20 protein-coding genes are annotated in these 19757 nt (G+C 71.5%); 12 read left to right on the top strand and 8 right to left on the bottom strand.

What is annotated here, in order from left to right; translation table 11 throughout:
- Positions 1-9: 9 nt before the first annotated feature.
- Positions 10-336 (top strand): hypothetical protein, encoded by a 327-nt coding sequence (locus ACFPJ4_RS03405; protein WP_386738883.1) that lies wholly within the window; start codon positions 10-12, stop codon positions 334-336.
- Between the two features lie 237 nt (positions 337-573).
- On the opposite strand, the gene ACFPJ4_RS03400 is transcribed toward ACFPJ4_RS03405, so the two are convergent.
- Positions 574-3126, bottom strand: a complete 2553-nt coding sequence (locus tag ACFPJ4_RS03400; RefSeq protein ID WP_386738882.1) for a DEAD/DEAH box helicase — start codon at positions 3124-3126, stop codon at positions 574-576.
- A 229-nt stretch (positions 3127-3355) separates the two neighbouring features.
- Between ACFPJ4_RS03400 and ACFPJ4_RS03395 the strand changes: the two genes are divergently transcribed.
- The 6 genes from ACFPJ4_RS03395 (at position 3356) to ACFPJ4_RS03370 (ending at position 9205) form a co-directional block, all read left to right on the top strand.
- Positions 3356-4675, top strand: a complete 1320-nt coding sequence (locus tag ACFPJ4_RS03395; protein WP_386738881.1) for a DUF2510 domain-containing protein — start codon at positions 3356-3358, stop codon at positions 4673-4675.
- A gap of 145 nt (positions 4676-4820) precedes the next feature.
- The gene (locus tag ACFPJ4_RS03390) at positions 4821-5771 is read left to right on the top strand and encodes a DUF2510 domain-containing protein (RefSeq protein ID WP_386738880.1); all 951 of its coding nucleotides are present in this window, start codon (positions 4821-4823) and stop codon (positions 5769-5771) included.
- A gap of 96 nt (positions 5772-5867) precedes the next feature.
- Positions 5868-6152 carry a hypothetical protein gene (locus ACFPJ4_RS03385; protein ID WP_386738879.1) on the top strand — a complete coding sequence of 95 codons (285 nt, stop codon included), beginning with the start codon at positions 5868-5870 and terminating at the stop codon, positions 6150-6152.
- Positions 6153-6257: 105 nt separating this feature from the next.
- Entirely contained in the window at positions 6258-6566 is a 309-nt protein-coding gene (locus ACFPJ4_RS03380; RefSeq protein WP_386738878.1) for a DUF2510 domain-containing protein, read from the top strand.
- 113 nt (positions 6567-6679) lie between these two features.
- The gene (locus ACFPJ4_RS03375) at positions 6680-8494 is read left to right on the top strand and encodes a DUF2510 domain-containing protein (RefSeq protein ID WP_386738877.1); all 1815 of its coding nucleotides are present in this window, start codon (positions 6680-6682) and stop codon (positions 8492-8494) included.
- A 36-nt stretch (positions 8495-8530) separates the two neighbouring features.
- Positions 8531-9205 (top strand): histidine phosphatase family protein, encoded by a 675-nt coding sequence (locus ACFPJ4_RS03370; protein ID WP_386738876.1) that lies wholly within the window; start codon positions 8531-8533, stop codon positions 9203-9205.
- Here ACFPJ4_RS03370 and ACFPJ4_RS03365 read toward each other — a convergent pair.
- The 6 genes from ACFPJ4_RS03365 to ACFPJ4_RS03340 all read right to left on the bottom strand — a co-directional run bounded on the left by ACFPJ4_RS03365 (position 9192) and on the right by ACFPJ4_RS03340 (position 16361).
- A complete protein-coding gene (locus ACFPJ4_RS03365) occupies positions 9192-10766 on the bottom strand; it encodes an AMP-binding protein (protein ID WP_386738875.1) in 1575 nt (524 codons plus the stop codon). The two genes, ACFPJ4_RS03370 and ACFPJ4_RS03365, sit on opposite strands and share 14 nt — an antisense overlap.
- 76 nt (positions 10767-10842) lie before the next feature.
- Positions 10843-11598 carry an SDR family NAD(P)-dependent oxidoreductase gene (locus ACFPJ4_RS03360; protein WP_386738874.1) on the bottom strand — a complete coding sequence of 252 codons (756 nt, stop codon included), beginning with the start codon at positions 11596-11598 and terminating at the stop codon, positions 10843-10845.
- Between the two features lie 134 nt (positions 11599-11732).
- Positions 11733-12515, bottom strand: a complete 783-nt coding sequence (locus tag ACFPJ4_RS03355) for a DarT ssDNA thymidine ADP-ribosyltransferase family protein (protein ID WP_386738873.1) — start codon at positions 12513-12515, stop codon at positions 11733-11735.
- Positions 12516-12552: 37 nt separating this feature from the next.
- Complete coding sequence (locus ACFPJ4_RS03350; RefSeq protein ID WP_386738872.1) at positions 12553-13902, bottom strand: GNAT family N-acetyltransferase; 1350 nt, start codon at positions 13900-13902, stop codon at positions 12553-12555.
- Positions 13903-13920: 18 nt separating this feature from the next.
- Positions 13921-15162 (bottom strand): GAF domain-containing protein, encoded by a 1242-nt coding sequence (locus tag ACFPJ4_RS03345; RefSeq protein ID WP_386738871.1) that lies wholly within the window; start codon positions 15160-15162, stop codon positions 13921-13923.
- A gap of 221 nt (positions 15163-15383) precedes the next feature.
- The gene (locus ACFPJ4_RS03340) at positions 15384-16361 is read right to left on the bottom strand and encodes a J domain-containing protein (protein WP_386738870.1); all 978 of its coding nucleotides are present in this window, start codon (positions 16359-16361) and stop codon (positions 15384-15386) included.
- Between the two features lie 109 nt (positions 16362-16470).
- Between ACFPJ4_RS03340 and ACFPJ4_RS03335 the strand changes: the two genes are divergently transcribed.
- Together ACFPJ4_RS03335 and ACFPJ4_RS03330 are read left to right on the top strand one after the other, a co-directional pair.
- Entirely contained in the window at positions 16471-16797 is a 327-nt protein-coding gene (locus ACFPJ4_RS03335; protein ID WP_386738869.1) for a tryptophan synthase subunit alpha, read from the top strand.
- Positions 16794-17705, top strand: coding sequence for an aminodeoxychorismate lyase (locus ACFPJ4_RS03330; RefSeq protein WP_386738868.1), 912 nt, complete (start codon positions 16794-16796; stop codon positions 17703-17705). Before ACFPJ4_RS03335 ends, ACFPJ4_RS03330 begins: the two co-directional genes overlap by 4 nt.
- A gap of 52 nt (positions 17706-17757) precedes the next feature.
- On the opposite strand, the gene ACFPJ4_RS03325 is transcribed toward ACFPJ4_RS03330, so the two are convergent.
- Positions 17758-18111, bottom strand: coding sequence for a DUF5997 family protein (locus ACFPJ4_RS03325; RefSeq protein ID WP_386738867.1), 354 nt, complete (start codon positions 18109-18111; stop codon positions 17758-17760).
- A 96-nt stretch (positions 18112-18207) separates the two neighbouring features.
- On the opposite strand from ACFPJ4_RS03325, the gene ACFPJ4_RS03320 reads away from it, so the two are divergent.
- The 3 genes from ACFPJ4_RS03320 to ACFPJ4_RS03310 all read left to right on the top strand — a co-directional run bounded on the left by ACFPJ4_RS03320 (position 18208) and on the right by ACFPJ4_RS03310 (position 19285).
- Positions 18208-18759, top strand: a complete 552-nt coding sequence (locus ACFPJ4_RS03320) for a LysR family transcriptional regulator substrate-binding protein (RefSeq protein ID WP_386738866.1) — start codon at positions 18208-18210, stop codon at positions 18757-18759.
- Positions 18760-18824: 65 nt separating this feature from the next.
- Entirely contained in the window at positions 18825-19130 is a 306-nt protein-coding gene (locus ACFPJ4_RS03315; protein ID WP_386738865.1) for a pyridoxamine 5'-phosphate oxidase family protein, read from the top strand.
- Positions 19124-19285 (top strand): hypothetical protein, encoded by a 162-nt coding sequence (locus ACFPJ4_RS03310; RefSeq protein WP_386738864.1) that lies wholly within the window; start codon positions 19124-19126, stop codon positions 19283-19285. Before ACFPJ4_RS03315 ends, ACFPJ4_RS03310 begins: the two co-directional genes overlap by 7 nt.
- Positions 19286-19757: the final 472 nt, after the last annotated feature.

Here is a 19757-nt window from a genome sequence, read left to right as displayed (position 1 = left end):
ATCAGAATCGTGCACTCGCGTCGCGTGCTGGGTGTGGTCGCACTCGGCGCGATCGTCGTCGCGGCCGTGAGCTTCGGGATCGTCGACGTGTCGATCGCCGGGGCCAACGGCTGCGTCGGGGCGAACTCTGCGTGCTCCGATCACGACGTGCCGCCGGTCGCGATCAGCTTCGCGGCGCTGGGGTTCCTGGCCATGCTCGTCAGCATCCTGCCGACCGTGCAGTGGATCGTCGAGGCGATCCAGGCCGGACGCACCTCCCGCCACGACGCCGACATCGAGCAGGCCGTGCTGGCCCGCCGCCGCACCCGCGCCCTCGCTGGCGACGACGCCTTCTGACGCCGACGGCTCCGACCGCGTGAAACCGCACTCCGACCACACCGCTCTCGGCGCGAGCGGACAGCACTGCACGGGAACCGGATGCGAGCACCGGCCGGGCGAGCCCGTGCGTCCGGAACCGGTCTCGCGCGAATCCGGCCGCCACCGCCGCCGCACGAGCGGGCGCCATGGCCGGGCCGTCGCGACCGTGCTGCCTCCGGGACCCGCTGCCCGGCACTGACCGCGCCGGCCGACGGCTCAGAGCCGATCGAGACCGAGCACCCGCACGACGGCGATCCCCTGTTCGGCCGAGGCCGCGAGGTCGACCTCGGCACGGATGCCCCAGTCGTGGTCGCCTGCCGGATCCTCGATGATCTGGCGCACCGTCCAGCGCTCGGCGCCCTCCTCGATGAGGATCCGCGCCGAGCTGCGCGCATCCGGTCCCGTGCCGATTTCGTCGTGCTCGGCGAAGTACGCGTCGAGCGCGGTGGGCCAGTCGGCGTCGGGGTCGAGGGCCTCGAGCTCGTCGTCGCGCTGGAGCGCGGCGAGCTGAACCCGTCGCCACAGCTCGTTGCGCACGAGCACGAGGAAGGCGCGCCGGTTGGTGAGCACGCTCGGCGGCGCCGGCGGCAGCACGGGCGCATCGGGGCGTCCCGAGATCGACAGCTCGGGGTGGGGAACCCCCGAGGTCAGGGCCTCCCACTCGTCGAGCAGGCTCGAGTCGACCTGACGCACGAGCTCGCCGAGCCACTCGATCAGGTCGCGCAGCTCCTCGGTCTTCGCGTCGTCGGGGATCGTCTGCCGGGCCGCACGGAAGGCGTCCGAGAGGTAGCGCAGCACGAGTCCCTCGCTGCGGCCGAGCTGGTAGAACGCGACGAACTCGCCGAAGGTCATGGCGCGTTCGTACAGGTCGCGCACGACCGACTTGGACGACAACGCGAAGTCGCGCACCCAGGGCTGGCTCGACGCGAAGGTCTCGAAGGCGTGCTCGAGCAGCTCGTCGAGGGGCTTGGGCCAGGTCACCTCCTCGAGCAGCTCCATGCGCTGCTCGTACTCGATGCCCTCCTGCTTCATCGCGGCGACGGCCTCGCCACGGGCCTTGAACTGCTGCTGCGACAGGATCGGTCGCGGGTCGTCGAGGGTCGCCTCGAGCACGCTGATCATGTCGAGGGCATAGCCGGATGCCGCGGGGTCGAGCAGCTCGAAGGCCGCGAGCGCGAACGGCGACAGCGGCTGGTTGAGCGCGAAGTTGGGCTGCAGCTGCACCGTGAGCCGGATCGACGCACTGCCGTCGAACCCTCCCCCGCGCTGTTCCACGACTCCCGCCGCCCGCAGGGTGCGGTAGATCCCGATCGCCCGTCGGGCAAGGGCCCGCTGCCGCGGGAGTGCCTCGTGGTTGTCGAAGACGAGCGATCGCACGTTCTCGAAGGCGCTTCCGGGTTCCCGGGCCGGCACATCCGAGCCGGGGCGTCCGATCACGTTGATGAGCATCGCGGCGGTGAGCTGCATCGAACTGGACAGGGTCTCGGGGGCCGCGGCGATCATCCGCTCGAAGCTCAGTGGACCCCAGCTGACGAAGCCGTCGGGGGCGCGCTTCTTCGTCACCGACTTCTTCTTGCCCCCGGCGGCGGCCGTCGCCTCGGCCTTCGCCGTGGAGCGGGCGTTCTCGATCTCGTGCTCGGGCGCCTCGGCGACGACCTCGCCTGCCGTGTCGTACCCGGCGCGTCCGGCCCGGCCGGCGATCTGATGGAACTCGCGCGCGGTGAGCTGGCGCATCTTCGTGCCGTCGAACTTGGTGAGCCCGGTGAACAGCACCGTGCGGATCGGCACGTTGATGCCGACCCCGAGCGTGTCGGTGCCGCAGATCACCCGGAGCAGTCCGCGTTGCGCGAGCTGCTCGACCAGCCGCCGGTACTTGGGCAGCATCCCCGCGTGGTGTACGCCGATCCCGGCCCGGATGAGTCGCGACAGCGTGGCGCCGAAGCCAGCCGAGAAGCGGAATCCGCCGATCTCCTCCGCGATCGCGTCTCGCTGCTCCCGGCTGGCGACCTTCGCGCTCGAGAGCGCCTGCGCGCGTTCGACCGCGGCGGCCTGGGAGAAGTGCACGATGTAGATCGGCGCGAGACCGTCGGCGAGCAGCTGTTCGACCGTCTCGTGCACGGGGGTCATGACGTAGCGGTAGTCGAGCGGAACCGGGCGCTCTGCCCCCATGACCTGCGCCACCTCGCGACCCGTGCGGCGCTCGAGGTCGGCCGTGAGCTCGGTGACGTCGCCGAGGGTCGCCGACATGAGCAGGAACTGGGTGCGCACGAGCAGCAGGAGGGGCACCTGCCACGCCCAGCCACGATCGGGGTCGGCGTAGTAGTGGAACTCGTCCATGCACACCACGTCCACGGCCGCGTCAGCCCCCTGCCGCAGCGCGAGGTTCGCCAGGATCTCGGCCGTGCAGCAGATGATCGGCGCATCCGGGTTGACGCTCGAGTCGCCGGTGACCATGCCGACGTTCGCCGCACCGAACGTCTCGACCAGCTGGAAGAACTTCTCGCTGACGAGCGCTTTGATCGGCGCCGTGTACCAGCTGCGCTTGCCCTGCGCGAGGGCGATCGCGTGCGCCGCGAGCGCCACGAGCGACTTGCCGGTTCCCGTCGGGGTCGAGAGCACCAGGTGTCGCCCGAGGACGAGCTCGAGCACCGCTTCCTCCTGGGCCGGATAGAGCCGGATGCCCTGCTCGCGCACCCAGCCGTCGAAGTCGCCCAGGAAGGCGTCGGGGTCGAAGGCCTCCCCGGGGTGGAACTGCAGCTCGGAGGGCACGCGTCGAGTCTGCCTTACCGGCCTGGCCGTGGTCCGCGCCTCGGAGCCGGAACCGAGCGCGCTCGTCCTCCCGATGGAGGACACCGACCCCCGGGTTTGTACCCCGACTCCCGGGGCTTGTCCCCTTGTTGGGGTGAGACCGGGTAGTATCCCACGGCCCCGCTTTGCCCGTAACATTCAGGTGGAAACAGCGGGATCCGACCCGGGACGGAAGCAAAAGGAGCGCGGCGTGCCAGACGACGACGTTCGCGTTCCTGCCGGTTGGTACCCCGATCCGCTCGGTCTTCCGCAGTTGCGCTGGTGGGACAACCACGCCTGGACGGAGCACATCTCGGACGCCCGCCAGCCGATGATGGCCACCGAGACGGTCACCTCGAAGCTGGCGTACGCCGACGACGATCCGGCCGACGACCTCCCCTTCGCCGATGAGGCCGACCGCGAGCTGAGCCGTCGCGAGCGCCGCGAGCGCGAGCGGCTCAGCGAGGTCGGCGACGCGGACCGCGATCCGACGGCTCCCGCTGCGGCATTCGCCGACCCCCTGCGGTCGCTCGAGGCTCCCGAGCGCGACCGGATCCCGGTCGAAGACCCGGCGGCCGGCATCCAGTTGGCCTCGAGCGGGCAGCTCGAGGACGCGCCGACCAGCGCCCCCTACGAACTCGACACCCGTTTCGACGATCTTCTCGGCGAGGCGTCGGTTCCGCGTTCCGCGTTCGCCCACGTCAGCGAGTCGGCGACCTCCTTCGTTCCCGTCAATCCGGCGGAGCATGGCTGGGGTGCCGATCCTCAGCAGACCGACGTCCGTCAGGGCGATCCGCGTCAGAGCGGGCCCGCGGATCAGTCGTTCGCCGACACCCGTTTCGACGATCGCCGCGGTGCGGGTCACCCCGCCGAACCGTGGCAGGGCGAGTTCGCCCGCACCCGGGTCATCACCGATGTGCCGACGAGCACCGGTCCCGCCTGGCTGCTCACCCTGATCCCGCTCTACACGCTCGTCGTCGGTCTGCTGCTGCTGCTGTCGGGGGTCGCCCAGACTCCGACCCCGGTCGTGATCGTGCTGATGTTCGGCGTGCCGTACGTGGCCGGGATCGTGTTCTCGATCCTCGACTACCGCGCCCTCAAACGCGCGGGCATCGTGGAGCCGGCGCATTGGATCTGGTCGGTGCTCACGGTGCTGGTCTACCTGATCGCGCGCCTCACCAGCACGGTCCGCGAAGCCGGCACCGGTTTCGGCCCGCTGCTCACCTTCCTGGTGCTCGGCGTGGGGACGCTGTTGGCCAATGTGGCGGTGCCCGGGTTGATCATCCAGCTCGCCCCGGCGTCGTTCGCCCACCAGGCAGAGGCCTCCATCATGCAGGATGCGTCGTCGCTCGGCACGCGGCTCACGGTGACGTGCCCGACGACGCCACCCCTGATCCCCCAGCAGTCCTTCGTCTGCCAGGCCCACAAGCCCGGCGGCGGCACCTACGACGTGACCGTCAGCCTGCAGCGCTCCAATGGATGGATCGATTGGCGCGTCGACGACTGGGGAGTCTTCTCGGCCCAGGGCTGAGTCGGCGGCGCACCCGGGGCGACGCCGCCATGCGACATACCCCGAACGGGGTCAGGAACCGCCGCGAGGCCGCTCCTACACTGACAGAGGCACCATCAACCGCACTGCCCCAGCTCCACCCGTCAAACGCTCAGGAGGGATGCGTGTGACCGACCAAGCAACGCGCGTCGTCCCGGCGGGCTGGTATCAGGACCCGGCGGCGTCGGAGCAGGTGCGCTGGTGGAACGGCCTCGGTTGGACCGAGCACGTGCGCGACAAGCCCACCACGCAGCCGGCCATCTCGGCCACGGGCGGCTCCGCCGCGGGCGCCGGCACCTCGGGCGCGTCGATCCACTCCTCCACCGAAGAGACGGCCGAGGAGCGCATCGCCGCCGCTCGCCGGCTCGAGCGCGAGTTCGGGATGGGCACCGCCGAGAACGAGATCATCGCGAGCACCGCAGCGTTCGACCGCACGGCGCAAGCGCAGGCCGACCCCGTCGACCGCGCCCGCGCGCAGCGGGCCGACGCGGGCCGACGGACCACGGGCCGCACGGCAACCGGTTCGGCCTGGCTGATCGCCCTGACCCCCGTGCTCGCCTTCGCACTCGGCATCGTCGCGGCCTACGTGTACTTCTACATCTCTCCGATGCCGCTAGTGTTCGCGGCCGCGATCGCCGTACCCGTGCTGCTCGGCCTGTTGTGGGCGGTCGGCGACCGCCGGGCCCTCCAGTCGCGTGGCTACGATGCGCCGAGCGCCGCCTGGGCGCTGCTCGGCTCGATCGGATACCTCATCGCGCGGCGCGTCAAGGTGCCCGGCACGGGCCCGATCGCGATGTTCCTCATCGTGGCGCTCGTCAGCTTCGGCAGCCTGCCCCTGGCCGCGTCGCTCGGCCAGCTGAGGCCCCTCAGCAACGCCCTGAAGATCCAGAGCACCATCAGCAACGACTACATCTCGCACGGCAAGGCGGTGTCGGTCAACTGCCCGCCGTTCGTCGACGCGACGACCCCGGGCACGCTGTACACCTGCGATTCGACCCAGGCCACGGGCGTGCACCACCTGATCTGGGTGAGCATCGACGGGCCCGACGGCTCGTTCACCTACTCCCTGGCGCTCTGATCGCCTGAGTCGCCGCGGCATCCGAGCCTGGGTGCTGCCTACGAGCGGGCTGTGGGCGGGTGGCGGCCCCGCGGGAGCGCGCACTACCGTGGGCGGATGGGACGACACGTCGACGACGAAGCAGCAGCGGATGCCGATGCGGCCGAGGCGGACGCGACCAGGACGGCAGCCGCCGATTCCGGAGCTCCGCGGCATGCGGCGGAGGCGCCGCAGCAGCAGGGCCATCCCCTCGAAGCCCAGGCCGTGATCTCGGCGGACACCCACGTCACCGTGGACTTCGACGTCCTGCCGCCGGGCACTTCCGACGCGCCCCCGTCACCGGCCCGGCCGGACGCACTCGTGGAACACGGACTGGTGGGCGACGGCACCGAGATGGAGTGAGGATTACCCCGAAGTGGGGGCTCACTCGCGATTCGGCGCCTGGCTAGGGTGAAGTCGGAGCGCGCGGGTACCCGATCCGCGCACCCACGGAGGGGGAGATCCGACATGTCACACCCGAATGAGGCTCCTGCCGCCGCTTGGTACCCGGACCCGCAGTCGCCCGGCCAAGTGCGTTGGTGGGATGGGACGAAGTGGACCGAGCACGTGTCGGCGCCGGCACGGCCGGTGGCCGCCGAGCCCGCGACGCTCCCGATCGGCCGCCACGCCGCGGGTGACCACCCCGTGCCTCGGCAGGCGCCGTCGGCGCCGCGCTTCCGTCCGCGGATCCGGCTCGCCGAGCACGCCGCGTCGCCGACCGCGACCCACGCGGAACGCGCGCACGAGCGCACGGTCGAGTCGCTCTCGTACGCCTGATCGCGGGCGATCCTCCCGCTCGGCACCAGGGTGACGCGTGACCCCGAACGGGGGCCTCCGCCGCGGCGTCGCGCGCCCCTACTGTGGGGCCAGGAACGTTCGAGGGGGGAAACGTGTCCAATGCTTCGCTGACGCCGGCCGGGGGCTGGTACGCGGACCCGATGGATGCTGCGCAATTGCGCTGGTGGGACGGCGCCAACTGGAGTCAGCAGACCATGCCGGCGCCGGTCGCCCGAGTCGAACCCGTCGCCGCCGCGTTCGCCGAGCCTACCCCGATCGCGGTGATGCCGACGGTCGCGGTCGACGAACCGTACATTCCCCCGAACTCGGTGTTCCGGATGGCCGAGAACGCCGGGCAGCAGGCCTACGTTCCCGAGTGGTCCGGTTTCGCCGACATCACGCCCGAGATCGCGTTGAGCGGCGTCCCTGTGCAGCTCGCCCTCGAATCCGGCTCCTCGGAGCCTCCGATCCCCGTCTCCGCGGATGCCTTCCCCCTTCCCGGCGCCGCGCGGCCGGAGCAGGTCACACCGGTCACGGTGCCGCCCTCGACCGTCGAGGCGCCCCTCGCGGCCCCGATCGAGCAGCTCTTCCCGCTCTCCGGTCCGAGCGCGATCCCCGCGACGCCCGCCGCCCCGGAGGAAGCTCCCGAGCCGGTCGCTCCGCAGCCCGTGGTCGTCCAGCCCGTGGTCGCCCCAGCGTTCGTCGCCCAGCCCGTGCCTCCGCCGCCGCCCGTGGTGCCGCAGCCGGTCGCCGCCCAGCACCTCGTCGCCCAGCCCGTCGTGCCGCAACCCAGTGGCGAGTCGTTCCCGGGGCTCGTCCCGACCGCCGAGCCCGCCGCGTCGGCGCCGGCCGTTCCCGTCGCCCCGATTCCGGTTCCCGCCCCGCCCGTCGCCCCGCCCGTCGCCGCGGCACCCAGCGTCGCCCCGCCCATCGCCGCCGCACCGGATTTCCAACCCTTCGCGCAGAGCACGGCGGGCTACGAGCCGCTCGTCGCCCGGGCCATCCCGCAGCCCGTGCAGCTGTCGGCACCTCCCTCGGAACCGCAGTCGCCGGCATCGCAGTCGCCGGCATCCTGGTCTGCGCAGCAGCACGAGCCGGCGCCGCAGTACCAGCCGGCACCGCAGTACCAGCCGGCCCCGCAGTACCAGCCGAACCCGGGGGCCTACGTCCCCTTCGATCCGAACGCCGTGCACCTCGAACCGGTGCCGATCATCCCGTTCAGCTCCCGCGATCCCTTCAATGCGGCCAGCACGGCACGACCGGGCCTGCGCTCGTACGGCTCGGCTCCGATCGGTCCGAGCGGATCGACCTACACCGCCGCGCTGTGGATGATCCTGCTCGGTCCCGTGCTCATCGCGGCCGGCTACGCCCTGCAGTTCCAACTCTCGAGTACAGGCATCGGCATCGGCCCGAATCTCATCCTGGCCGGCGTCATCGTCGCGGTCTGGTTCGTCAGCATCGGGGCCGCGCAGTTCGACCGGAACGCCCTCGCCAAACGAGGGTACTTCGACCTCGCCTCCCCGTTCTGGATCCTGCTGTCGCCGATCGTCTACCTCGCCGTGCGCGCCTCCCGCCTGAGCTCGCAGGGCAAGGGCGGCGGGGTCGCCGTCGGGCTGTGGTTCGTGTCGGCCGTGCTGTCGAGCGCGATCTTCGCCGTCAGCGCGTTCACGATGTTGATCGCCGCGACGCCGGAGCGCGTCGCGCACGTCGAGTCGGTCATCGCGCAGCAGTTCGCCGCCAAGAAGGTGCCGGTGAAGGTGGACTGCCCGAGCGTGCCCAACTTCGCCTCGGGCACGGTCTTCACCTGCACCGCGACCTCCACGGTCGCCGCCACCAGCGGTCAGTCCGCGCTCGTCGAGGTCACCGTTGTCGACTGGGTGGGCAACATGACCTTCCGGGTGTCGAGCGCGGGGGGCACGACCAGCTGAGTCGCTCCGTCGGCGCGCATGCCTAGGCTTGCAGGGATGCGACTGCTCCTGATCCGCCACGGCCAGACCCCCGCGAACGTCCGGGGTTCCCTCGACACGGCCGCGCCCGGCCCGTCGCTGACCGAGCTGGGACGCACCCAGGCCGCCGCGATCCCGAGCGCGCTGGCCGACGAGGACATCGACGGCATCTACACCTCGGTGCTGGTCCGCACACAGCAGACCGCGGCGCCGCTCGCCCGGGTGCGCGGCGAGATGCATCGTGTCGTGCTGCCGGGCATCCACGAGATCGAGGCGGGCGAGCTGGAGGGCCGCACGGACGAGGCCGCCGTGCGGCGCTATCTCGAGGTCGTCTGGGCCTGGGGCTCGGGCGAGCTCGACGCGCGCATGCCGGGCGCGGGTGACGGTCACGACTTCTACGGCCGCTTCGACGCCGACATCGCCCGGATCGCCGGCGAGCAGGCCGAGGACGCGACCGTGGCCGCGTTCAGCCACGGCGCCGCGATCCGGGTCTGGACGGCGGCACGGGCCAGCAACATCCCTCCGGAGTTCCCGGGACGGAATCACCTCGAGAACACCGGCGTCGTCGCGCTCGAGGGTGCGCCGGCGCGCGGGTGGATCGTCACCAGCTGGGCCGGCGAACCGCTCGGCGGTCTGGCGCTGGAAGACCCGACGGCCCGCGACGTGACCGGAGAGCCCCTTACCGGCCCCTGAGGTCCTTGCGCAGGATCTTGCCGGCCGACGACTTCGGCACCGCGTCGATGAAGGCCACCGCGCGCACCTTCTTGTGCGGCGCCACGTGTTCGGCGACGAAGGTCATCACGTCACCCTCGGTGAGCGCCGACCCCTCCCGCCGCACGACGAAGGCCTTCGGGATCTCGCCTGCGGCGGGGTCCGGCTGGGCGACGACCGCGGCATCGGCGATCTCCGGATGCGTCAGCAGCAGCGCCTCGAGCTCGGCGGGGGCGACCTGGTACCCCTTGTACTTGATCAGCTCCTTGAGACGATCCACGATCTGGAACGAGCCGTCGTGGTTGACCTGCGCGATGTCGCCCGTGTGCAGGAAGCCGTCGTCGTCGACCGTCTCGTGCGTGGCCTGCTCCTGTCCGAGGTAGCCGAGCATGACGTTCGGCCCGCGAACCCAGAGTTCGCCCGGCCGGCTGGAGCCCTCGGCGGGCATGTCGAGCTCGGCGCCGGTCTCGACGTCGACGATCTTGCACTCGATGTTGGCGATCGGGAACCCGATCGTGCCGCGCGAGAGGTCGTCGCGATCCGGCGGGATGACGTGCGAGACGGGGCTCAGCTCGCTCATGCCGTAGCCCTGCTGCATGTGCACGCCGAGCCGGGCCGTGACCGCATTGGCGAGCGACTCGTCCATCGGGGCCGCCCCGCTCATCATGCCCCGCACGCTCGAGAGGTCGAACTGGTCGACGAGCGGATGCTTCGCGAGCGCGACCGCGACCGGCGGGGCGATGAACACGAAGCTGACCTTCTGGTCCTGAATCACCTGCAGGAATTGCGCGAGGTCGAAGCGCGGCAGGGTGATGAGCGCCGCGTGCCGCGAGAGGGCAAGGTTGAGCAGGATCGTCATGCCGTAGATGTGGAAGAACGGCAGGAACGCGAGGATGCGGTCCTCGTCGCTGACATCGAGCACCGGCGCGCACTGCGCCACATTGGCGACCAGGTTGGTGTGGCTCAGTTGCACGCCTTTCGCGAATCCGGTCGTGCCCGAGCTGTACGGAATCACGGCGACGTGGGTCGCCGGATCGAACGACACCTCGGGCGCCGGCGCGCCCTCGGCGAGCAGATCGCGCAGTCCCGTGTAGCCGTCGAGGCCGTCGAGCACGATGATGCGCTCGTCGGGGATGCCGGCGAAGGCCGCCGATTCGCTCGCGACCGTGATCAGCGGGCTGACCGTGAAGAGCATCGTGGCGCGGGAGTCCTGCAGCTGCCGGGCCATCTCCTCGACCGTGTACAGCGCGTTGACCGTCGTCGCGGTCGCCCCGGAGCGCAGGATGCCGTGGAAGACGGTCGCGAACGCCGGCACGTTGGGCGAGTGCAGGGCGACGACATCGCCGATCCCGATCCCGCGCGCCGCGAGCGCTCCGGCGAGCAGGTCGATCTGCGCCTTGAGGGCACCGTAGCTGGTCTCATCTCCCGTCGGCCCGTCGATGAGGGCGACTCGGGCCGCGTCGTCGGCGCTGAGATCCCGGAACAGGAAGTCGTAGACGCTGACGTTCGGGATGACCTCGTCGGGATACGGGCTGCGGAACATTCGATCTCCTTCGATCGGGACGCTGTGTGAATCCTCGCATCCGGGGCGGCCGATGACCACCCCGGCGCCCCGGGGGTCACTGCGCCGTGTAACCGCCGTCGACGAGGTGGTAGCTGCCCGTGATGAAGCTCGCGGCATCGCTGGCGAGGAAGGCGACGAGCGCCGCCACCTCATCCGGGCTGCCGAAGCGGCCCAGCGCGTGCTTCGCGGCGAGGAAGGCCCGCGTGTCGGCGTCGAGCGCACCCGCGACGAGCGGGGTGTTGATGAATCCCGGTCCGACGGCGGTGACCCGCACCTTGTGGGCGGCGTACTCGAGCGCGGCGTTCTGGGTCAGCCCGAGCAGGCCGTGTTTGGCCGTGACATAGGCGCTCGACATCGCGAATCCGACCGATCCGAGGATCGATGCCATGTTGATGATCGAGCCGCCCCCGTTCTCTGCCATCGCGGGGAGCTGCGCCTTCAGGCCGTACATCACGGCGTTGAGGTTGACCTCGATCACGTGACGCCAGCCCTCGAGCGTGTAGTCGCCGATGAGGGCCGCCTCGCCGCCGATCCCGGCGTTGTTGACCGCGATGCGCAGCGGGGCGAGGGCGTTCGCCTCGTCGACCGCCGCGACGGCGAGCCGGGGATCGGTCACGTCGCCGACCAGGCCGATCGCGGTTCCGCCCGCGGCCGTGATCCCGGCCACCACGGCATCCACCGGCTCCTTCGTCAGGTCGACGACCACGACGGCGGCCCCGTTGGCGCCCAGCAGCTCTGCGGTGGCGCGGCCGATTCCGGAGGCGCCCCCGGTGACGATCGCCGAGCGTCCCGCGACGTCGTAGCTGGCCATGATGTCCTCGTTCCCCCGCCACCGGATCCCTGGGGAGCCGCGGGGCAGCGGGGGCCGTCGGCTCGGCTGCGAGGCTACGCCGCCGGGTCGGGACGAGGACGGGTCGTTGGTCCCGTCGGTTCAGCCCCTGCCGCTCACTCCCCCGAGAACCAGGGCGGATACACCGCGACACGCGGTGCGTGCCCGCCGGCTTCCGCGAGCACGGCCTTCACCCGATCACGCATCGGCTCGTTGGCCACACCGATGAGGCTGATCGACTCGAACGGGAAGGGGCTCGACGCGAGCACCTCGGCATCCCGGTACTCGTCGTCGACCGCACGCATCCGGCGCAGCTGCACCGTTCCGGCCTCGAGTCCCGCGGCGAAGCGGGTCGCGGGCGCCGCGGCGTCCCCGTCGGCGAGCACGATGCCGGGCCCCACCGCGGCGGCTTCGCTCACCAGGATCACGTACTCCAGCGGTGACGAGGCCCGCGCCGCGGCGGACCAGTGGCTGCCCGCCGCACCGGTGCGCAGCTCGAACCAGCGGTTGGCGTGCGGGCTGAGGTAGAACGGCACGTGATCGGCAACGGTCGAGGTGCTGCCGTCGGCGGAGGTGAGCTCGACGGTCTGCCGCAGTTCGCGCGTCGTGGCCGAGCTGACGTCCACCTCGGGCACCGCGTCGCTGCGCAGGGCGCCGTCGATCGCCACCATCTCGAGGTTGCGCACGTGGGTCACGTGGTAGATGCGTTGCGCCCCCAGCAGCACCGAGGGGGCGATCGTCCGGTTCCGCGGCGACGAGGGAGGCGTGCGGCTTCCCGGCGTCGCGCTGAGCTTCGCATTGGCGACGCGGGTCGTGCGCACGGGTGCCGCCTGCTCTCGCGGGAAGCACTGATCGCAGAAGCCCGGTTCGAACCCGTGGATGCACTCTGCTGTCGCCATTAGTTCAGAGTAGGCCCGGAACGGGACTCACGCCGCCTCAGTACCAGACGCTCAGCCACGGCGCACGCGCCGTGCGCAGCATCCGATCGGCCGCCGAGGCCGCGCCGACGGTCCCCTCGACGACCCGTCCGGCATCCACCAGCGTCGTCGCGGCGACCCCGCCCAGGTACAGGGCGGCCAGCTCATTCACCGTCAAACGCAAGGCCGGCACGCCGTCGACCGCGGACGCCGTCGTCACCGCTCCGGCACCGTCGTCGGACACCGTGAGCAACCAGGATCCCGCGGCGAATCCGAGCGGATCGGTCACCTCGAGCGCGAGGCGACCCGGCGCCGCGTAGCTGCGTGCCGCGAAGGCCGTCGGCACGTCGAGCACCCGCAGGTACTGATGCTCCCAGGTCTCGACCTTGGCGGCGCGATAGTCGGCGATCTGCCAGCGGAGCACCTCGTCGACGGGACGAAGCTGTGCCCGCACCTCGGTGACCAGGTCGAGTTCCAGGAGGTACCGCCAGAGGGCGGATGCGGCATCCGGCGTCTCGCTGATCAGCCGGTCGACCTCGACGACGTGCTGGCTGAAGTCGGGCTCGCCGCCCGTGACGCGATAGAGCGCGAGACCCCGGGTGACCCCCTCGGCATCCCGGTAGCGCACCGCGCGCAACTGCTTGGTGCGCGCCTCATCGGGGTCGGTGGCGCCCACCTGCTGGTCCCAGTGGTGCCCCCACAGGTCGATGTCGCCGGGAGTCGTCAACCGGACCCGCTCGTGCAGCTCGGCCGCCTCGAGCCGGAAGCGCTCGATGCCCACGAACTCCACCGCACCGGGCACCGCGGGGCCGTTCCACTTCGCACGGCGTGTGTCGATCGTCCAATTCGTGGCGAAGGCCGCCGGAGCGAAGCCGAACCGGCCGTAGATCGTCGACTCGCTCACCGTCAGCATCGCCATCGGCACGCCCAGCGATGCGGCGGTGCGCAGCTCCCCCTCGAGCAGATTGCGCGCGATTCCACGGCGCCGATGCGTCGACGCCACCGTGACCGAGCTGATCGCCCAGGCGGCGAGGGTGCTCGGGTGCTCGACGGTGCTGCCCGGCACGGTGAGCTCGCCGCGCCAGGAGCCGACCGTCGCCACCGGGATCTGCGGGTCGACGCTCAGCCCGTCGTCGTAGACGCCGGTCGTGCGGCGATAGCCGATGCCGGCGCGGCCGCGTTCGTACTTCTCGTCGTCGCGAGTGGCGAGGTGAAATCCGCGGTCATCGGCCCGCAGCCAGTCCGCGAAGGCGGTCGGGTCGTCGGTGTCGACCAGGGCGTAGCGCAGGCCGCGCTCGGCGAGCCGGGCCCGGGAGGTCGGATCCGCGGGGGCGGTCGTGAAGTCGGCGCTGCGGGGAGAACCGGTCATCGGTTCAGCGTATCCCGGTCAGCGCGACTGCCCCTTGCCCTCGCCGGCCGAGACCCGCGCCCCCTCCCAGAGCAGCTCCTGGGCCCGGAGCGCCAACTCCCGCAGGATCGAGGCGTCGGTCTTCGAGAACGCCCGCGGGTTGGGGTCGACGATGCAGATGGCCCCCACTCGGTGCCCGTCCGGAGCCTCGAGCGGGTAGCCGGCATAGAACCGCAACTGCGCCGGTCCGGTCACCCAGGGCAGCTCGGCGAACTCGGGGTCCGTCGTCGCGTCTTCGACGACGAGAAGCTCGGCGCGCTCGATCGTCGAGTTGCAGAAGGCGTTCATACGGTCGATGTCGTCGAAGCGCATCGGCACCGCCGCCTTCGTCCACTGCCGGCCGTGGTCGATGAAGTTGATCGCCGCGCCTCTGACGCCGAACGCGGAGCGGGCCATCCTGACGATCCGCTCGTAACGATCGTCCGCAGGGCTTCCCACGATTCCGAGCTCGTCGAGAGCCCGCTGCCGATCCTGTTCGTCGACGCCGTTCGCCGGATGCGGCCGCTCGCCCGCGAGCATCAGGCCGGCCGCGATGGCGGGCGCGAGCCCATCGGCCCACCTCTCGAACATGGTGATCGGGGTCGTCGTGAACCCGCCGGGCGCGGGGGGTGGGGAGAACGGGACAAAGGTGGTTCGTGCGCGCGAGAGGCAGATCTGCTCGCTCACCGCATTGAGCTGACCCACCTGGTGCGTCACCCGACGCGCGAGGACGCCGGGGTAGTCGATGAAATCGGGCAGGTTCACGATCGGGACCACGAAGGTCTGCGTCGCGCAGGACGCCGAGCGTGACACCGTGGCGAGCAGCTCGCCCAGCTCGCGGCTCCAGAGCGAACGTGGCTGCCATCCGGATGCCTCGCGGGCTCCGAGCATCAGGATGACCGCGTCGTAGCGGTAGAGGTCGAGCCCGCGGAGCAGAGCCGTGGCCTCGGTCACCGACAAGGTCTGACGCGCTCGCACGTCGAGGTCGACACCATGGCCCGTGATCGCCGCCATGCGCCGCGCCAGCTGGCCTCCGAGCCCGACCTCATGCGAGGCGACCCCGATGCTCGAGGCGGCCGCCGTGCCGAGCAGCAGAATGCGGTACGGATTCGACCCCATGGCGTGCACGTGCGACGACGCGGGCGGGTGCGGCAGAACCCCGTGGCGTTCGATCGACGCGTCGGTGAGCGCCGCGAGCAGGGGGCGACGGAGGCGGTAGGCGAGTCGGGCGGCGGCGGTCATGATCCACCTCGCGCGCTGAGCAAGGCAGGCTCGGCGCGCCCGTGCCCGCGCCGTGCGCCGACTCTGGTGCATCTCATGGGGCGTCCTGCCTTCGCCGCCGAGAGGACGTGGTGAGTATCCCCCCGGATGTCCCCCATCCTACCGACAGGATCTGCCTTCGTGCCGGAATGATGACCGAGTTTCCGGGGCGATCCGCGCCGGAAACGACCGACTTTGTACCCTCACACGAAGCGCGCCGCCGCCTGAACCCGCGTGCGCACCTCGAACAGATCGGTCCCCCCGACCCCCACCCCCGGAACGCCGATACGTACCAGATTGGCCAGTCTGCTGCGCTGCACGAGCAGGGTCTGGGCACCGCGGACAGCGCCAAGGGCGATGACCCCCTCGGGAGTCGTGTCATCGGGAACCACGATCGCGAGCGCCGAGAACTTCACCTTCGCCAGCCTCGAGAACGACCGCGCGCGCGACGCGAGTTCGTGCATCGGGTGCTCGTCGGCGTGGATACCGGGACCGACCACGTCGCCGCGCCGGGCCATGACCGAGTCGCCCCAGTCCTCGCTGAGCATGCCCCACAGCCCGGTCGGCCCGAGCACGATGTGGTCGATCTTCCCCGCCGCCCCCTGCGGGCTCGCCGTCAGGCCGTTCGGTTGCTGCACGCCCCGACGCACGGGATCGGTGCGCACGTCGTTCCAGACGGTGAATCCGATGCCGAGGCTCGCGAGCACGACGGCCGTATCCTCCTCGGCGACCGCCGACGCGAGCAGTCGCTGGATCTCGCGCGGCGCCGAGCGGACCAGGCTCAGGTCGTACGGATCGGGGATCGCGACACCGCGTCCGACCCACTCGTGCAGCAGTTCGAGGTACTGCTCCCGATACCACCCACCGGGATGCCCGTAGGTGCGCGCCTGCGGGCGGGAGGACGAGGCCCGCGTGCTCGGAGCCGGCGGAGCCCAGGTGCGCGCCGGGGTGTCGACGTTCCAGATCTTCTGGGTGCCGTCGTCGTAGGCTCGCCTCGCCTCGGGGGTCCCGACCTGCTCCCAGGCGCGCTGCACGCGGTCGAACTCCTCGGCGGCGCCGCCGGTGTCGGGATGCGTCTCGCGCAGCCGTCGCCGATAGGCGCGGCGCAACTCGTGCTGGCTCGCGTCGACGTCGACGCCGAGCACCCCGTAGGGGCTCGAGGCGAGCGGACTGGGCGGCACCCATCCATTGTGCCGTGCCGCGGACGGCACGGTCCCGGGCGCCCTCCCCCAAAAGGAGGCGCGCTGGCCCCACGAAGGGAGGCGCCCGGGCTGGCGTAGGCTCGAAATCGTGACGTCGAACGCCGATACCCTGCGCCGCGCGAGCCTGGAGGTGCTGCGCGCCGAAGCCCAGGACGAGCTGGGCTCCGTCGTCACTGAGCGCCTCCACGGCGGCGAGGACCCGTGGGCGTTCATGGACGAACTGCCCACGATCGACGAGCTCGTCGTGCTCCTGCTGCGCGCCGACCTCTTCGACGCGGAGGGCGGGCGCCGCCCGGGCACCGACTACGCCCGCGATCGCCGGATGCTCGGCGAGATCGCCGACGCCTACCCCGGCCTTCGAGGCACCATCGACGGCATGCTGGCCCGCCTGGACCGCCTGCGGTGGTCGTCGTGACCGAGCCGGCCCTCGCCCTGCTCGACTTCGACGCCGCCGGGCGCGCCGTCGGTCACCACCTCGCCGACGTCACCCAGCCGCACCTCAGCGTGCTCGACCTCGCCGCGACGCGCGGGGACGGGGTGTTCGAGACCATCTCGCTGGCCAACGGCCACCTGCAGGCTCTCGAGCCGCACCTGGCCCGTTTCGCCCACTCGGCGGCGATGCTCGACCTTCCCGCCCCCGACCCCGAGGCCTGGCGGGCGGCGATCCGCGCGGTGGCCGCTCTGGTCGTCGACGCCGACGGCGCCCCGGTCGACGAGGGATTCGTCAAGATCGTGATGTCACGCGGCGTGGAGGGCGGTTCGGGCTCGCTCGATCCGCGGGCCCTCGTCCCCACCGGGTGGGTGCTCGGCGCTGTCGCCCCCGATCACGGCGCAGCCCGGCGCGACGGCATCCGGATCGTGCTGCTGGACCGCGGCTACCGCCACGACATCGCACAGACCGCGCCATGGCTGCTGACCGGAGCCAAGACCCTCAGTTACGCGATCAACCGGGGCGTCTTCCGCGAGGCGGCCCGGCGCGGGGCCGACGACGCCCTGTTCGTCAGCACGGACGGGTTCCTGCTCGAGGGCGCCGTCTCGAACCTGGTCCTGCGACGCGGCCAGACGTTGCGCACCCCGCGCACCGACCTCGGCATTCTGGCGGGCACCACGCAGGTCGACATGTTCGCCTGGGCCGAGTCGGTCGGCTACGCCACCGAGTACGCCCTGCTGACGCCCCAGGACCTCGAGGAGGCGGATGCCGTGTGGCTGGTCTCGAGCGGACGGCACGCCGCGCCGGTCCGCGCGATCGACGGTCGCGAGCGCCCGGTGGACGCCGAGCTCACCGCGCGCGTCAACGCCGCGCTGCACGCACGCACCCACTGAGTCGCGCACGCACCCCGTGAGTCGCGCACGCACCCCGTGAGTCGCGCCGGGGTTACTGCTGCCCGGCCCGCTCCCGGCGGATGCGCGTCTCCTCGGCCCGCACCGCCCGCTGCCGCTCGCGCTCGATCGTCAGCCACTCGGGCATCGCGTCGAGCAGGGCGCCGATCTGGGCGGTCGTGAGCGGCTCGTCGACGCCGCCACGGGCGAGGCCGGAGTTCGACACGCCGAGGCGCTGCGCGACCACGGGGCGCGGATGCGGGCCCTCGCGCCGCAGGGTGACGAGCCACTCCGGCGGGTCCGCCTGCAGTGCGGCCAACTCATCCCGGGTGATGTCGTGGTCGCGGAAGGCCTCCGGGGTCGCCGTGAGCAGCACCTCGAGCTTCTTGGCGGCGGTCGCCGGTTTCATGGACTGAGCCTTCTGGGGTTTCGCGGCCATGGCCCCAAGGCTAGCCTGACCGCGGCCCGAAGCCCGTGGCGGCCGCCGCGGCCGTACGCTGACACCGTGCCCGCACCCCTCCCGCCGTTCACCGTGCTCTTCGTCGCCGGGGTGACGCCCGGCAAGTGGGCCCGCGTCTGGAACGAGCGGATGCGACGCCAGCGCCTCGAGCTGCGACCCGCGACGACGGCCGAGGCGCTCGCCGCACTGCGCGACGGCAGCGCAGGCGCGGCGTTCCTGCGCGACGTGCCGGCGGACGACGAGTTCAGTGCCATCCGGCTCTACGAGGAGGCGCCCGTCGTGGTGGCGGCGCGCGACCACCTGTTCTCGGCGCTCGGGACCGGCGAGAGCGTGGGGCCCGAGGAGTTGGCCGGCGAGAACGTGCTCGAGGGGCAGGATGCCGCCGCCGTCGAGCTGGTCGCCGCAGGGGTGGGCGTGGCCCGCATGCCGCAGTCGGTCGCGCGCGCCCTCAGCCGCCGTGACGTGATCGCCCGGCCACTACGCGACACCGCCCCGACGACGATCAGCCTGGTCTGGCCGATCGATCGGACGACCCCCGAGGTGCAGGCCTTCATCGGGATCGTCCGCGGACGCACCGAGAACAGCAGCAGGGGCTGAGCATGCGTGAGCCGGGTGCCGGGTGTCCGGTGCCGGGTGTCGGTCGTCGCTGTCACCGTGGAGTCATGAGCAGCTGGTCCGAGATCGTCGCCGACGCTCCCGACTTCGCCGAGCGCGTGCGTGGCGCGTTCGACGCGGGCACCAACAAGACGCTCGCCACGATCCGTTCCGACGGCTCACCGCGGATCAGCGGCAGCGAGCTGCGCTTCGCCGACGGTCCCCTCGGGGTCCGCGTGACCCTCGGCATGATGCCCGAGTCCCGCAAGCTGGCCGACGTGCGACGGGACCCGCGGGTCGCCGTCCACTCCCCCACGCTCGAGCCCCCCCGGGCTCGCTCGGCGGCGGCGACGCCAAGCTGTCGGGCGTGCTGATCGAGTTCGACGATCCGGCGCTGACGATCCCGGGATTCAGCTTCGAGCTCGACGTCCGCGAGGCCGTGCTGACCACGGTCGACGAGGCGGCATCCCTCCTGGTCGTGGAGTCGTGGCATCCGTCGCGCGGCTATCACCGGCTCGCACGCGCCTGAACGACGCGACCGATGGATGGGCGGCGCTCACACGAGAGCCGACCGGTTGGGATCGCCGGCCCTCGGCCCGACCGGGGCGCGAGGCGCTCATCCGATCGGATGGGGGCCTGAGTTAAAAAATACTGGCGGCGGCGGTCCGTCCGCGATTTCGGTCTACCCCCGTATTCCGAAACGCGATCCGACAGGACCACCGCCGCCGCTAGTCCCCCAACTAGTGCACCTCTGACGATAGGGGTCGGGGCACAGTCCCCGCTGTCCCCAGTGGGGGTGTCCGTGCTAAAGAGGACAGATCGGGGTACAGATCGCTCGAAGAGGTTCGCGTCCGCAGCCGGCCTCCGCGGGTGGCAGGACACCGCTCGGGAGCACGAGGGTCGCGCGGCGACCGGGCAAACGAAAGACCCCCGGTTCCGCGTTCCACCCGACACCGACACCCGAAGGGACGGCACGAGCGGTTCGTCGAGACCCGAGGGTC

It is taken from the genome of Lysinimonas soli (genome assembly GCF_042655435.1).
Lineage (GTDB): Bacteria > Actinomycetota > Actinomycetes > Actinomycetales > Microbacteriaceae > Lysinimonas > Lysinimonas soli.
Note: the sequence above shows the minus strand (reverse complement) of the source record. Positions and strands in the feature narration are given on the sequence as shown.